The organism is Pseudomonas sp. 10S5 (assembly GCF_035019745.1).
In the GTDB taxonomy this organism is placed as follows: domain Bacteria; phylum Pseudomonadota; class Gammaproteobacteria; order Pseudomonadales; family Pseudomonadaceae; genus Aquipseudomonas.
In genome coordinates this window covers 210,103-224,375 of record NZ_JASJVL010000003.1, presented here as the reverse complement: position 1 = coordinate 224,375, position 14,273 = coordinate 210,103, and the positions used below count along the sequence as shown (strand labels likewise).

The following is a 14,273-nucleotide window of genomic DNA, read 5'->3' as shown; positions in this document are numbered from 1 at the left end:
GGCCAATAACCACGGTACTTGTGAGTATTGCCATTCACAGAACCGCTCAGCCAGAGGAGAATGTCGCAAAAGCCCCACCTGAAGGAGCCCCAGATGTCCGATCCAAAAACGATGTTTCAACTCAGTGGCCGTGGATATGCACCGGCGAATCTGAGTCATGCCACGCTGATTATTATTGATGCACAGAAAGAGTACATGAGTGGCCCTCTGGCCCTGACCGGCGTGAACGAAGCGGTCGCCAATATCTGTAAATTGGTCGTTGCTGCCCGTGCCGCTAATCGGCCTATCGTGCATATCCGCCATTTGGGTACGGTAGGCGGCTTGTTCGATCCGCAGGGTGAACGCGGCGAAATGCTCCCGCAACTCTTGCCTCAAGGTGAAGAACATCTTGTTGAAAAGCGCCTGCCTAATGCCTTCAATGGCACAGGGTTGGATGATTTGCTGCAAAGCCTTGGGCACCTCGACCTGATCGTGTGCGGCTTCATGAGTCATTCAAGCATCAGCACCACGGTGCGCGCCGCCAAAGACTACGGCTATCGTTGCACGCTGGTTGAAGATGCCTGCGCTACCCGCAACCTGCCAAGCAAACAGGGGGTCATCAGCGCTGAGGTCGTCCACCAAACCGAAATGGCGATCATGGCCGATAACTTTGCCACGCTTGCTTTGACCGCAGAGTTGATCTAAGCCGTAACTTAATTCGTCAGCATGGGCGTGGCCAGCACCAGCTCGAACACCGCCGCGCCATAAACCGCTCATCCATTGATCAATTGCATTTGCCGTTGAACGCCCCTAATCGGGAACCATGCGATCATAAAATGGTCAGAGCGCCGATACTCTGAGAGGAAAAGTCGGAATGAAAATATCCGATGGTTTCGATGCTCGTCGCCTTCGCCCCAAAGGTTCAGGTAATTGGCTGATGCGCTTGGGCGCTGTATTTGCTGCGCTGCTGGCAACATGCGGGGTATTGCTGATTTTGGCGGGTATCGCGAGTTTAATTGGTCACCCGCCCGCATTGGGAGACCTTAACGCCAGCCCGCTTGGCGCCTTATTGGTCGTTGTCGCCGGCGTATTTGTGTTGTATGTGGCTGTTTGGTTGTGGCGCCGCTGCCGCCGCCGTCTGCGCCGGACCGGTTCACTGAACATGTCCCCGCACTTGATGAAGAAGCACGATTAAACCCATAGCGTTTAGCCTGCAGCACAAGCGAGGCTCGGTAAAAATTTTTTTGTCACGCAGGGTGCGCCGTGACTTGGGTAAACTAGTCCTCCCGCGCGGAGGCTCACATGCAAGACGACGACTTTTCCCTGTTTAAGAATGAGATCCGTGGCGTAAAGCCGATAAAGCAAGTCCATGCAGATATTGGCAAACCCAAGGCGGACCGCAAACACCTCGCCAAATTGCGCCAAGCTGCAACCGTTCGTACCGACTCGGTAACAGTTGACGGTTTGTCAGACCAGTTTGTGATCGATGTAGGCCCCGAAGATGAACTCAACTGGTCGCGAGACGGGGTCCAAGAAGGCCAAATGCGAAAGCTCAAGCTTGGCCAAATCAGTTTCGAGGGCAGCTTGGACTTGCACGGCATGACAGTGGAGGTCGCACGCGAAACCTTGTGGGAATTCTTGGCAGAGGCCACCAAACTGGAAATCCGCTGTGTGCGGGTAACCCACGGCAAATCGGTTCGACTCGATGGTAAAAGGCCGCTGATCAAAAGCCACGTCAATACGTGGTTACGTCAACACGCCCAGGTGCTCGGTTTCTGCTCTTGCTTGGCGAAGCATGGGGGCGCGGGGGCGGTTTATGTCGTTCTCAAGCGCACCATGATGGAAGGCCGTGACGAGTAGCTCCTCTGGTCACGGCCTTCCAAGTGCTGGCTGGATCGTATCTATCTGACCTTCAACATTCTGGCCCGGCCGGAGATCAGTAACGGCGACCGTCGGCGTACCGGTGATCATGCCAGTGACCATCATGCCAAGGCCCGAAGAAACAGCCGGACATCGATGAAAATACGGCTACCAAAATCGCAACTTTTACGAGTCGACTCATTTCATTCACTCTCTTAACGGCAGGTTTTTGTTACCTGATAATTCAGACAGCGAATTCGAGAATATGATGAGGCGACGACTGTAAAGGTTGGGTAAAGTTATGAATTAACTGCGATTAATGCCACTTCAGTGGAGCCGAAGCTTGGCTTCCAAGCCGCAGCGATACACCTGCCCGCTTGCGTACGCTACTATGTCGGCCATCATTGAATCCACACGGAAACACCGCCCTGTGACATTGGAACAGAATTACACCGCGATTTTGGGTCAATTGGGTGAGGACGTCTCTCGCGAAGGATTGATCGATACACCCAAGCGTGCAGCCAAGGCCATGAAGTACCTGTGCCGCGGATATGAACAAACCCTTGAAGAAGTCACCAATGGTGCTCTTTTTAGCTCTGACGCCAGTGAAATGGTCCTGGTCAAAGACATTGAGTTGTATTCATTGTGTGAACACCATTTGCTGCCTTTTATCGGCAAAGCTCACGTCGCCTACATCCCCAACGGCAAAGTGCTCGGCTTGTCTAAAGTCGCCCGTATCGTTGACATGTATGCGCGCCGATTACAAATCCAAGAGAATCTAAGCCGCCAGGTGGCCGAAGCGATCTATCAGGTCACGGGGGCACTGGGTGTAGCCGTAGTGATTGAAGCAAAGCACATGTGCATGATGATGCGCGGCGTCGAAAAGCAAAACTCATCAATGATAACGTCCGTGATGCTGGGCGAGTTTCGTGAAAATGCGGCCACTCGCAGCGAATTTCTTAGTCTTATCAAATGACTGTCTTCAAACATAGCAAGACTACAATCCTGCATACCTGAACGACTTGCTTTCCGTTTTTATCCCTATATGAGGCTTCACCGTGTTCATGAAGGCTTTGAGGGTTGGCTTGGGCCAGCTCGTCCTGTTAATCGATTTTGTCACTCGTCCGAGCAAAAAACAGCGTACTCCGGCTGCTCAAGCTTCTGTCGACCAATCCGCGCAACACCTGATCTTGTATCAGTTCCACGCCTGCCCCTTCTGTGTAAAAACACGCCGCGCACTGCGCAGTCTGAATGTGCCCGTGGCATTGCGTGATGCGAAGAACAACGAAATGGACCGTCAAACGCTTCTCGCCGAAGGCGGCAAGATCAAAGTGCCGTGCCTGCGAATCGAAGAAAACGGTCAGATTGTTTGGATGTACGAATCCAAAGTGATCATCAACTACCTGCAACAGCGCTTTGCGGCTGTCTAACTGAGCAGCGCAATAACGTCGCAGGAGCCGAAGGCTGCTGTTCAACAGAGGACAGTCGCCTTCGAACAACGCTGAAAGCTAAGCAGTGTCGCCCTTACCGCAGCCTTCTGCCCCTACTACAGGTCTTACGTGTGCAGACAACGCGGCACCGACGGTTAGTCAGGGCATCCAGCCTGTCGACAGGCTCCATACGCTTTCAACTGTTCCACCCGCTGCAGGGTCAGAGCAGCCATGCACTGCGCATGCAGCAGTGGCCAGATCGAGCCCGAGTCCTCGGGCTTGCCGACTTGGTATAAACAATCGGCCTCACGAAAAGCAATCCACTTTATCTGAGCGTTTTTCAGCGCCAGTTTGCGTGCCGGGGTTTTCAGATAAGCCATCTGCGCCTGGTACTGCCGATTCAAATCTGCATCAGCATTGGCCAAGTCTCGGCCAGCACAGGCATTCATGGCCGTCTGATTGGCCTCACAGTCGTCGGCCAGCGCGGTTGGCACGTTCGCCAAGCCGATGCCCAACGTCATAACAATCGTCATCAGATAACGCATGGTAATTACTCCTTCAGCATAAACATCAGTCCAACATTCCAACATAGCCCGGCTGCTGCGCTACCCGTGCGAGCCAGTGCCGGACTGCCGGATACACTTCAAGGTCAAAGCCACCTTGATTGGCAACGTGGGTATACGCATAAAGTGCAACGTCAGCGATGGAGAACGAATCGCCTACTAAAAATAGCGTACGGGCAAGTTGCTGCTCCATGACCGCCAGGGCGCGATAGCCAGCTTTCTGCAGGGTGCGGTATTCCTCCATGCGCTCTTGCGGCAGCCCTAAGTAGAACTGAATAAACCGGGCGACCGCGATGTACGGTTCATGGCTGTACTGTTCAAAAAACTGCCATTGCAAAACCTGAGTGCGCAAGCGTGGCTCGCTGGGCAAGTAGCGGCTGCCATCGGCAAGAAAATTCAGGATCGCGTTGGATTCCCACAAATACGTGCCGTCTCCCAATTCCAGCACTGGAATCTTGCCATTAGGGTTCATCGCCAGAAACGCCGGCGTCTCGGTTTCACCGCCAAGGATATCCACCGCCACCCATCGGTATTCGATCCGCAAAAGGTTGAGCATTAATTTGATCTTGTAGCAATTGCCTGAGTTGTAATCGCCATAAACCGTATACATACACCACTCCCCGCAATGCGCCTTTAATAACCCCTACCGCACGCTTTAACCAAAACGTGCTGCATGATTCAAACAGGGTGCGAGTATATCGCGCCAGGTTCGCTTTCAAGCAGATGGCTGTAACTACGTCGTTATCGTCGGTTTTTTTTGACTGTACGGCTCATTGTGAGCCTCGCTGTATCGCAGCATCCGTTGCTGACCAGGTTTAGGCTTGCGCTACGCCGAACAATGTTAAGGAATACCCGTATGACCGATGTCACTACCCCCGTTCGCCTGCGGCCGTTTGCCGACAGCTCACCCTCTGCGGTAGTCGCCGGGTTCATCGCCATGATGACCGGCTGCACCAGTTCATTGGTGCTGATGTTTCAAGCGGGTCAAGCAGCCGGTTTAACCAGTGCGCAAATTTCATCCTGGATCTGGGCATTGTTCATTGGTATGGCGCTTTGCAGCATCGGCCTGTCGTTGCGTTACCGCACGCCGATCACGGTGGCATGGTCGACACCGGGTGCAGCGCTGTTGATCACCAGCCTTGGAGGAGTGTCCTACGGCGAGGCGATCGGGGCGTTCATCACCTGTGCCGTGCTGGTGACATTGTGCGGCATTACCGGCAGTTTCGAGCGCATGGTAAAGCGTATACCTGCCTCGCTGGCAGCAGCGTTGCTGGCAGGGATTCTGTTTAAGATCGGCAGTGAAATATTTATCGCGGCGCAACACCGAACCGGCTTGGTGCTGAGCATGTTCTTCTGCTATTTACTGATAAAGCGTGGGTCGCCGCGCTATGCGGTACTCGCCGCGTTAGTCGTGGGCACGGCCGTGTCTGGCGTGCTCGGGTTACTGGATTTCAGCGGGTTTTCACTGGAAGTGGCAACGCCGATTTGGACTACGCCATCGTTCTCGCTAGCGGCGACTATTAGCATTGGCATCCCGTTGTTTGTAGTGGCAATGACGTCGCAAAACATGCCGGGAATAGCGGTATTGCGGGCCGACGGTTATATGGTTCCGGCTTCACCGCTAATTTCAGCGACCGGTCTGGCTTCGTTGTTGTTGGCGCCATTTGGCTCTCATGGCATAAACCTGGCGGCCATCAGCGCAGCGATCTGCACCGGTCCGCACGCCCACGAAGACCGCGACAAGCGATACACCGCTGCGGTCTGGTGTGGAATTTTCTACGGGATTGCTGGGGTGTTTGGCGCAACACTGGCCGCGTTATTTGCTGCACTGCCCAAAGAGTTAGTGCTGTCGATTGCTGCGCTGGCGTTGTTTGGCTCAATCATCAACGGCCTGACCATCGCCATGAACGAACCTAAAGAACGTGAAGCCGCGCTGGTCACTTTTATGGTCACTGCGTCAGGCTTGACGTTATTTTCCATTGGCTCGGCATTTTGGGGAATTGTGGCTGGGGTGCTGACCTTGATGATTTTGAATAGCCGTAAAGGCTGAAATCTGTAGAGGCTGCCCAAAGCTGCGATTCAATTAAGGCCGGCCACTGCCGCAATACCGCTCAGGATTTGGTGACCAAATTTAGCCTTCGGCAGCGCCTAAACATCTTGCGCCGCCAATGCAAAATGACTGCGCTGGAAACCGGGCGGCATATCCCGACAGATCCTCAAAGCCGGAAGTGACCCACCATTCCTTTAAGCTCGGTACCTAACTGCGCCAGCTCAATGCTAGATGCTGCGTTGCCCTGCATGGCCATAGCCGATTGATCAGCACTGGCGCGGATACTGGTAACGCTGCGATTAATCTCTTCGGCAACTGAACTTTGCTGCTCGGCCGCTGCGGCGATTTGCTGGTTCATTTGCTGTATCAATGACACCGCTGCGGCGATGCTGCCCAAAGCACTCTCGGTTTCTAGAGCGTCGCTGACCGCCATTTTCACCAATTCACCGCTGCTCTGAATCTGTGCAACAGAAGACTGCGCTCCACTCTGGAGACTGACGACCAAGCGTTCGATTTCTTCGGTAGATTGCTGCGTGCGCTTGGCCAGCGCTCGGACCTCGTCAGCGACTACGGCAAAACCACGTCCCTGCTCTCCGGCGCGAGCAGCTTCGATGGCCGCGTTAAGCGCCAGCAAATTGGTTTGCTCGGCCACACTTTTGATCACCCCAAGCACTTTGCCAATGTTATGAATCTCGGCACTGAGGTTCTCGATGCTTTGGCTGGCAGAGGTAGAAGAAACAGCAAGCGCCTCGATCCGCTGCATGCTTTGACGAACCACTTTCTGACCACTTTCGACCTTGTCGTCAGCGGTTTGCGCGGCTAGCGCGGCTTCTTCGGCGTTGCGCGCCACATCGTGAACGGTGGCGGTCATTTGGTTCATGGCGGTGGCGACTTGCTCGGTCTCTTCGCGCTGGCTATTGACCTCCAGGTTGGTTTGCTCGGTCACCGCAGACAGCGAATGGGCGGACGTTGCCAGTTGCTCGATCCCAGCCTGCAAGCCACTGACGATACCGCTCAGACTCGCGCCCATTTGCTGCATGGCTAGCATCAGTTGGCCAATCTCATCACGACGACTCACCGCGACTGTCGCGCTCAGATCGCCCGAAGCAATCTGCTGAGCGGCACGAATCACGCTGCGTAACGGCGCCACGATCAACCGCGTGATGATCCACGCAGCAATGAATCCCACCAATAACGCCAGTACCGACGAGCCAATGATCTGAATGGAGTTGGTTTTAAGTTGGGTTTGCATCGCCAGATCTTGGGCCGCATAAGCCTCGTTCACCCGCTGTACAACCTGCTTGGCGTTGTCGGCCAACTGCGCATTTACTTGTGCTTCATTGGCAAGCAAACCAGTGTATTCGTTTAATTTGTCAGTGAAGTTCGCAATATGCGTGGCGCACTCAGTGAGGACGGTCAAATAGCCCGAATCCTTGACCACGCCTTTTAACTGCTCGGCCAAGACCAATGCCTGGTCTGCCTGTTCGATCTTGCCTTCTTTAGGCGGTTCGCCAGAGCCCTGTTTGCGGCTTTGATTGAGGCGCACTCGGGCCTCATCCATAGCTTGGAGCATTAGCCGCGAAACCTGGCTGACCTGATTGGCTTGTTCAATGAATTCAGATCCATCCTTGCCTTGCGACTGTTTCAACGCGTAGGCGCCGTCATCGGCCAAACCACTTTGCAGAACATCGAGGTTATTAGCCACGCTGGAAACCGACCAGCTGGCCATTTCAAGTGCCAAGTCTTTGCTTTGGCTGATGCTGACGAATTGATCAAAGGATTTACGGTAAGCCGTAAGCGCGGTCTGTACTTGGCCCATCACGGTTTTGTTGTCATCCGACTGAGCTTTAAGTTGCTCAGCCAATGCGTTCAGAGCGTCGATGCCTGCGTGAAGGCTTTCGACCAATTTTGGGTCGCCGTGCAGCGCATAATCCTGTTCCTGCAAACGTACTTTTAGCAGCCCGCTGTTTAGGGTGGACATCTGCTTGAGGCCATCGAAACGCACGCTGATGGTCTGCAGCGACCAAACACCAATGGCAGCAACCAAGGCGGTCAACAACAGAACTAGCGTAAAACCAATCCCCAGCTTCTTCGCCATTCCGAGATTAGCAAATCGTGCTTGCACGGCCGAAATCATAGCGCTCAATTCCCATTTGAATGTCAAAGGTGCTCAGGCTATGAATCAAGCCATTCTATGCATGTGCAGATTCTCAATGGGATCGTCCTAGCACAAGCCTCTGGCGCCGGAATAATGGCAAAAAGCTAGCCGTCCGTCGTTTTTAGAATGCTGTGTGTCGGCCATGCATTGAAGTATTGCGTGATGGTGCTCAGTAGCACGCAGGCGAAACCCACAGGGTGCCTGCATCGGCATCCAGCGTAGCGTAAGTACCTAGCGGCACCGCGATGTTCGGATCACCATGACCGATGGACAGCCCGCCCAGTACTGGAATTCCAAGATCACACAATCGCTCGCGCAGCACATCCGCCAGGGTGACTTGGCCAGATATTCCCAGCGGTTCACTGAACTGTCCCACCGCGATACCCGCCACCCGTTGCAGGATGCCGCAATTGCGCAAATGGGTGAGCAATCGATCAACCCGGTAGGCCGATTCACCCACGTCCTCAAGTAGCAGGATCGCGCCATTCAAATCAGGCATGAACGGCGTACCCACCGACGTGCTCAGCAAGCTCAAATTGCCACCGAGCAATAGTCCATTAACGCTACCTTCTCTGCGAACCCCTGCCGTGGACTCCTTCGGGTCGGTCTGGATCAGCGTCGGTTCGGTGGTCATCAGTGTGTGCTTGACGCTGCTGTTGGTCAGACCTCCCCGCTCAAGCTGAACCCCTACCGGACCATGAATCGTCGCCAAGCGTGCGTTACACCAAAGGGCTGCATGCAGCGCGGTGATGTCAGAAAAACCCAGCACCAGTTTCGGGTCACGCCGAACCGCGTCAAAATCGAGGTGTTCGATAATGCGCTGTACGCCATAACCACCACGGTTACAGATCACCGCGCGAATCTCAGGATCGGCTAACGCGTCGTTTAGGTCTGCCGCACGCTGCTCATCGCTGCCCGCGTAAAACGAATACTTATCCAGCGCATGAGGGTAAACGCGGGGCTGCAGGCCCCAACTCATCAACACGTTGACTGCCGCTTCCACTCGGGCTTGGGCCACAGGCCCTGCGGGCGAAACCAGCGCAACGGCGTCGCCGACCTGCAGCCGCTGTGGGTGAAGTGTCGGTTGATCAGTGCGTAGTCGAGTGTGATGAAAATCCATGATTTCTCACTGCCCCCAGATTTCGATGAGGCAGTTAACCACAAAATTGCCCGGCTGTTCCCCTCCAAAGCCATGCGCGGCATGAACGGAAGGCTCAGTTGGAGTATGCTCAGCCACGTCTGAAACAGCGCTCCGCTGACTGAGTAGCGCCCCTATTTTTTCGCTCAATAAAGAACGTCATGAACATTAAAATTCCGTCTTCTATCATTGCGCTCGACCAAATTCTGCCTCAGGAACCCCTATTGATGATGGGTGCCGGACCTGTGCCGCTGCCGCACAAAGTCGCGTACGCCAACTCAATCGTCATCAATCACCTGGGCGACGTCATGAACCGGGTCGTAGATCAGGTCAAGGACATGGGCGCCTACGTGTTCCAAACGGCGTCCAAGCATGTATTGGGCGTAGCCGGACCGGGCTCGGCAGCGATGGAGATGGCGATATGTAATTTGGTGACGCCGGGCAGCAAGGTGCTGTCGATCACCAATGGCTACTTCAGCCGACGCATGGCCGAGATGTCCTCCCGCGTCGGGGGCATTGTGACCGTGCTGGAAGTACCGGACAACCAGGCGGCCAATCCTGAAATCGTTGAGCAGTATCTGAAACAGGGCGATTTCCGCACGCTGACCATCGTTCAGGGCGAAACCTCAAACACGGTTTATAACCGCGAGTTGGAAACCATCTCCCGGCTGGCGCATTCCTACGATTGCGCAGTGATTGTCGATGCGGTCTGTACGCTGAGCACGATGCCGTTCGACATGGACGAATGGCAAGTCGATGCAGTGATCACCGGTGGTCAAAAGGGCTTGTCGTCAATTCCCGGCGTCTCGCTGCTGGCGTTTTCCGACTTCGCATGGGAACGCATCGAAGCGCGCAAGCAACCTATCGCTCATTGGTGCCTGGACGCGATCTTGGCTGATAAGTTCTGGAACAAGCGTTCGTACCACTACACCGCCCCGGTTTCCGGGATTCTGGCGCTGCACGAAGCACTGCACCTGGTCTGTGAAGAAACCCTGCCGCGCCGGTTCCGTCGCCATGAGCTGTGTTCGAAAGCGCTGCAAGCGGGCATGCAAGCTATGGGACTCGAACTCTTGGTGCCCGAAGAAGTACGTCTTAATTCAGTGATCGGAATCAAAGTACCGGACGGGGTTTCTGCGGACGTCGTCAGAGACCATATGACTGCGGTTCACCGAGTCGAAATTTCTGGATCGTTTGGCTTGAACATCGTGCGTATCGGCCAGATGGGAGAGCAAAGCCGGGTGCATAACCTGTTTCGAACGCTGCACGCCTTGGGCTCAAGCATGCGCCATGCCGGTGCATCACTGGATCTGCCAACCGGTATTTCTGAACTGGAACGCTATTTGTCTCGCGACAGCGTGACGGCAGCAGCGGCCAACTGAAACTTCTGCCCCCTAATCGGCGCGTCAAACCGACCGTCTGTTAAGGGGGTGGCTGCGTCCGGTTCACGCTTTTACGCAACCAATGCAAGAAACCGCCTGGCGCCATTTCAACGGGCTTGTATTGCTGCAACATCGCAGCCCTGGCCTGGGCGCGAAAACGCGCCAGACCAACCAACGCGCCTCGCAGCTCAGGATGTTCATCTAACCAGGGTTCAAGGTCTTTAGCGTCAAGGTGATAAACCAAGCAATCGGTACGGGCAGTGAAACGCACCACCGACGCAGATTGGTCGATAATTCCGCTCTCGCCTATTAACTCCCCCGGTCCCATTCGGCCTAACTCGCACCAGCCTTCCGTGCGTTCGATGTCCACCGATACCACCCCTGACTCGATGATCAAAAGCGACTCGGGCACCGCACCTTGAGGGAGAATGATCGCCCCCGCTGGAAACGAACTTATACGCATGTGTCGTTCAAGCTCAGCACGATCTTCTTCGCTGAGTCCTCTCAGTGCGCTGACGCTGTTGAGTGCCGCCAATTGACGAGTTGCTGCCTGCAGCTGTGTTCTATTTTGACGGATGGTTTCAGATGCGTTCAGTTGACGGTATATCAAGTCATACAGCTGATTACGCACCGCACCACGGCGATCCCTGGATTTAACGTAGCCCGTTACCTCATACTCAACGCTACGCAAACCAGACGTTTTAACCACAGCACTGCCTTTGGGCTTGACCAGCAACTCCCGGCAACCCTGGATAGCTTTATCCAGAGAATCCAGCACCAAACTCGGGCGCAAGCGCACCGGCAATTCGATGGTCAGCACTACCGAATGAAAATGATCCGGGCGGCTGAGGTTTGCGATGCGCATCTTGGCCGCCATGGCATTGGGAATAACCACCGTGCTGCCTTCAGAGGTCAGCAGGTAGGTCGAGCGCCAGTCAATTTCGATGACCTTACCTTCGACGCCGTCGACACTGATCACATCGTCAACGCGAAACGGTTTGGTGGCGTTGAGCACAATGCCAGAGAACACATCACCCAGCGTACTCTGCACAGCCAGACCTAAGATAATTGCCACCGCCCCCGACGTGGCGAGCAAGCCCCTGACCGGTAGATCAAGGACGTAAGCCGCTGCGGCAACGATCGCGACCAAAAAAATGATGGCACCCATCAGATCCTGAAGTAGATGCCCCTTACCCCCGATGCGTGGCTCTAATATGACCACCGCCAAAGCGGTCAGAGCCCGCGCGCCAAACAACCACCAAGTGATGGCCAGCAAGGTCGCCAACGTGTTTCGCGCCGGGGTAAATCCATCGGGGACTGGAAATAACGGGCTCAAACCGCCGTTAAGCAAGGCCACACTGAACAAGAGAAAAAGCGCCAGCCGCACCACCATTTTGCGGCGCATAAAACGAGGCGCAACCCATTGCCATACGATTAAGTCGATCACTAAAAACAGCGAAGCGCTCGCCAACGGATAAGCGAACCACAAGGAATCCATCTACACCCCCAGACACATCGGCAGCCCTAAGCAGCGAGCTTAGCCGATCACAGTCCAGAGCGGCACCCAGTACGGTAGGGCCATTGCCATCGTCGGCAAGCCGACTCCGGTAGCATCTCGATCCGACATTAAATATCGGATGGACACAGATACTGTGGAGCACACTTGCCCGCAAAAAATCTCCTTGCGTAGAAGATCAAATCGCCGTCACACCACCGTCGACGGCCAATGCGTGCCCAGTAATGAAACTGGCACCGTCGCTGCAGAGGTAAAGCACCGCGCTTGCGATTTCATCGACCGTACCAATGCGCCCAACAGGATGCATAACGGCAACAAACTCGGCTTTTTTCGGATCAGCCTCATGAGCACGGCGATACATGTCGGTATCGATCACTGCCGGACAGACTGCATTGACGCGGATTTTCTTTTTCGCGAATTCGATCGCGGCAGACTTTGTCAGGCCAATTACAGCGTGCTTGGAGGCGCTGTAAATACTCATTTTCGGCGCGGCTCCCAAGCCAGCTACTGAAGCCGTATTAACAATCGACCCACCGCCTTGAGCCATCATCAGCGGTAATTGATATTTCATGCACAGCCATACGCCTTTTACGTTAACGCCCATGATCGCGTCGAATTCAGCTTCGCTGCCCTCTGGCAAACGACCTTTTTCTATCTCGATACCAGCGTTATTGAACGCATAATCCACACGACCGTAAGCACTGACAGCCTGCTCCATCATATTTTTTACATCGGCTTCTTGAGTCACGTTACAACGGACAAATAGCGCCTCGCCATGTGCTGCGTGGATCAACTCGACGGTGCCTAGCGCGCCCTCGCTGTCCAGATCCGCCACTACTACCTTTAAGCCCTCGGCAGCAAACGCCAGCGCAGTAGCGCGACCGATGCCAGCGGCAGCCCCAGTGACCAAAGCCACTTGACCGGAAAAATTCATCGTCATGTCTGTCTCCTTCGATTCATTTCGATGGATCAGTCTAGCCAGCGCCGAATGACCTATGTCAGCACTATTACCGCCCCGGTTAGAGACTTATGCATCCAAGTGATTAAGCCCGTGGTGACTTCATCACCGAGGTGGATTGAAGCGCATTCGCCAGACTCACAAACCTTGCCGGAATCCCGGCCAACGACTATCACGTACGCTGCTTGACCTACCTCCCATTACACAAGAGCGCGTGCCATGACTGATCAGATTAATCGTCAATTTTTGCTAGCTAAACGCCCAAGCGGTGCTGTAACGCGGGAGGATTTCATTTATCAACAAGTGCCTGTGGGCGACATCGCTGCCGGTCAAGTTTTGGTAAAAAATGAATATTTGTCGTTGGACCCCGCTATGCGTGGCTGGATGAACGAAGGTAAGTCCTACATCGCACCGGTCAACCTGGGCGACGTGATGCGCGCGCTGGGAGTGGGTAAAGTTCTCGCCTCGCAGAACCCGGGATTTGCCGTCGGTGATTACGTCCAAGGCGCGTTGGGTGTGCAGGATTACTTTCTTGGAGAGCCTAAAGGTTTCTACAAGATCGACCCAAAACTAGCGCCGCTGCCACGCTATCTATCAGCACTGGGCATGACCGGCATGACTGCTTACTTTGCCCTGCTCGACGTCGGCGCGCCTAAAAGCGGCGAAACCGTGGTGATCTCCGGCGCCGCAGGAGCGGTAGGGAGCGTTGCTGGACAAATCGCCAAAATCAAGGGGTGCAGGGTAATCGGCATCGCGGGCGGCAAAGAAAAATGTCAGTCCTTGATTGATGAATTAGGATTCGACGGAGTTATCGACTACAAAAGTGAAGACGTTATCGCGGGCTTGAAACGCGAGTGCCCTAAAGGCGTTGACGTCTATTTCGATAATGTTGGCGGTGACATCCTTGATGACGTGCTATCCCGTCTGGCGCCCAAGGCCCGCGTGATTATTTGCGGCGCTATCAGCCAGTACAACAACAAGGAAGCGATCAAAGGCCCGACGAACTATCTGTCGTTGTTGGTCAACCGAGCGCGCATGGAAGGTTTTGTAGTCATGGATTACGCGACCCAATTTGCCGCTGCCGGACAAGAGATGGCGGGTTGGTTGGCATCGGGCCAATTGAAAAGCAAAGAACACATTGTTGAGGGCCTGGAAACCTTTCCCGAAACCTTACTGAAGCTTTTCAATGGGGAAAATTTCGGCAAATTAGTGTTAAAGGTTTGATGGATAGGCGTCGGCGCT

15 protein-coding genes and 1 pseudogene are annotated in these 14,273 nt (G+C 54.5%); 8 read left to right on the top strand and 8 right to left on the bottom strand.

Annotated features, from left to right (window positions below):
- The first annotated feature begins 93 nt into the window (after nt 1-93).
- The 3 genes from QN378_RS04220 (at nt 94) to QN378_RS04210 (ending at nt 1,839) form a co-directional block, all read left to right on the top strand.
- Nucleotides 94-684, top strand: a complete 591-nt coding sequence (locus QN378_RS04220) for a cysteine hydrolase family protein (RefSeq protein WP_322202502.1) — start codon at nt 94-96, stop codon at nt 682-684.
- A gap of 169 nt (nt 685-853) precedes the next feature.
- Nucleotides 854-1,174: a hypothetical protein gene (locus QN378_RS04215; RefSeq protein WP_322202500.1), complete on the top strand. Its 321-nt coding sequence runs from the start codon at nt 854-856 to the stop codon at nt 1,172-1,174.
- Between the two features lie 107 nt (nt 1,175-1,281).
- Nucleotides 1,282-1,839, top strand: coding sequence for a Smr/MutS family protein (locus tag QN378_RS04210; RefSeq protein ID WP_322202498.1), 558 nt, complete (start codon nt 1,282-1,284; stop codon nt 1,837-1,839).
- A gap of 76 nt (nt 1,840-1,915) precedes the next feature.
- On the opposite strand, the gene QN378_RS04205 is transcribed toward QN378_RS04210, so the two are convergent.
- Entirely contained in the window at nt 1,916-2,041 is a 126-nt protein-coding gene (locus QN378_RS04205) for a hypothetical protein (RefSeq protein ID WP_322202496.1), read from the bottom strand.
- A 228-nt stretch (nt 2,042-2,269) separates the two neighbouring features.
- On the opposite strand from QN378_RS04205, the gene folE reads away from it, so the two are divergent.
- Both folE and QN378_RS04195 read left to right on the top strand, forming a co-directional pair.
- On the top strand, nt 2,270-2,815 hold the full coding sequence (gene folE / locus QN378_RS04200) for a GTP cyclohydrolase I FolE (protein WP_322202494.1): 546 nt from the start codon (nt 2,270-2,272) through the stop codon (nt 2,813-2,815).
- 88 nt (nt 2,816-2,903) lie between these two features.
- Complete coding sequence (locus QN378_RS04195; RefSeq protein ID WP_322202492.1) at nt 2,904-3,269, top strand: glutathione S-transferase N-terminal domain-containing protein; 366 nt, start codon at nt 2,904-2,906, stop codon at nt 3,267-3,269.
- A 155-nt stretch (nt 3,270-3,424) separates the two neighbouring features.
- On the opposite strand, the gene QN378_RS04190 is transcribed toward QN378_RS04195, so the two are convergent.
- On the bottom strand, nt 3,425-3,814 hold the full coding sequence (locus tag QN378_RS04190) for a lysozyme inhibitor LprI family protein (protein ID WP_322202490.1): 390 nt from the start codon (nt 3,812-3,814) through the stop codon (nt 3,425-3,427).
- A 25-nt stretch (nt 3,815-3,839) separates the two neighbouring features.
- On the bottom strand, nt 3,840-4,442 hold the full coding sequence (locus tag QN378_RS04185) for a glutathione S-transferase family protein (RefSeq protein ID WP_322202488.1): 603 nt from the start codon (nt 4,440-4,442) through the stop codon (nt 3,840-3,842).
- A 246-nt stretch (nt 4,443-4,688) separates the two neighbouring features.
- On the opposite strand from QN378_RS04185, the gene QN378_RS04180 reads away from it, so the two are divergent.
- Entirely contained in the window at nt 4,689-5,882 is a 1,194-nt protein-coding gene (locus QN378_RS04180) for a benzoate/H(+) symporter BenE family transporter (RefSeq protein WP_323547038.1), read from the top strand.
- Between the two features lie 166 nt (nt 5,883-6,048).
- Here the strand turns inward: QN378_RS04180 and QN378_RS23500 are convergent, their stop codons facing one another.
- The 3 genes and pseudogenes from QN378_RS23500 to QN378_RS04170 form a co-directional block, all read right to left on the bottom strand.
- Entirely contained in the window at nt 6,049-6,912 is an 864-nt protein-coding gene (locus QN378_RS23500) for a methyl-accepting chemotaxis protein (protein ID WP_416194842.1), read from the bottom strand.
- Nucleotides 6,907-7,134: pseudogene (locus QN378_RS23495) on the bottom strand (HAMP domain-containing protein); the annotation flags it as partial. The gene QN378_RS23500 and the pseudogene QN378_RS23495, both read right to left, overlap by 6 nt.
- Before the next feature lie 1,075 nt (nt 7,135-8,209).
- Complete coding sequence (locus tag QN378_RS04170) at nt 8,210-9,160, bottom strand: LD-carboxypeptidase (protein WP_322202482.1); 951 nt, start codon at nt 9,158-9,160, stop codon at nt 8,210-8,212.
- Between the two features lie 179 nt (nt 9,161-9,339).
- On the opposite strand from QN378_RS04170, the gene QN378_RS04165 reads away from it, so the two are divergent.
- The gene (locus QN378_RS04165; protein WP_322202480.1) at nt 9,340-10,557 is read left to right on the top strand and encodes an alanine--glyoxylate aminotransferase family protein; all 1,218 of its coding nucleotides are present in this window, start codon (nt 9,340-9,342) and stop codon (nt 10,555-10,557) included.
- Between the two features lie 40 nt (nt 10,558-10,597).
- On the opposite strand, the gene QN378_RS04160 is transcribed toward QN378_RS04165, so the two are convergent.
- Both QN378_RS04160 and QN378_RS04155 read right to left on the bottom strand, forming a co-directional pair.
- Complete coding sequence (locus tag QN378_RS04160) at nt 10,598-12,055, bottom strand: mechanosensitive ion channel family protein (RefSeq protein ID WP_322202478.1); 1,458 nt, start codon at nt 12,053-12,055, stop codon at nt 10,598-10,600.
- A 196-nt stretch (nt 12,056-12,251) separates the two neighbouring features.
- Nucleotides 12,252-13,013, bottom strand: coding sequence for an SDR family oxidoreductase (locus QN378_RS04155; RefSeq protein ID WP_322202476.1), 762 nt, complete (start codon nt 13,011-13,013; stop codon nt 12,252-12,254).
- Nucleotides 13,014-13,250: 237 nt separating this feature from the next.
- On the opposite strand from QN378_RS04155, the gene QN378_RS04150 reads away from it, so the two are divergent.
- On the top strand, nt 13,251-14,255 hold the full coding sequence (locus tag QN378_RS04150; RefSeq protein ID WP_322202474.1) for an NADP-dependent oxidoreductase: 1,005 nt from the start codon (nt 13,251-13,253) through the stop codon (nt 14,253-14,255).
- Nucleotides 14,256-14,273: the final 18 nt, after the last annotated feature.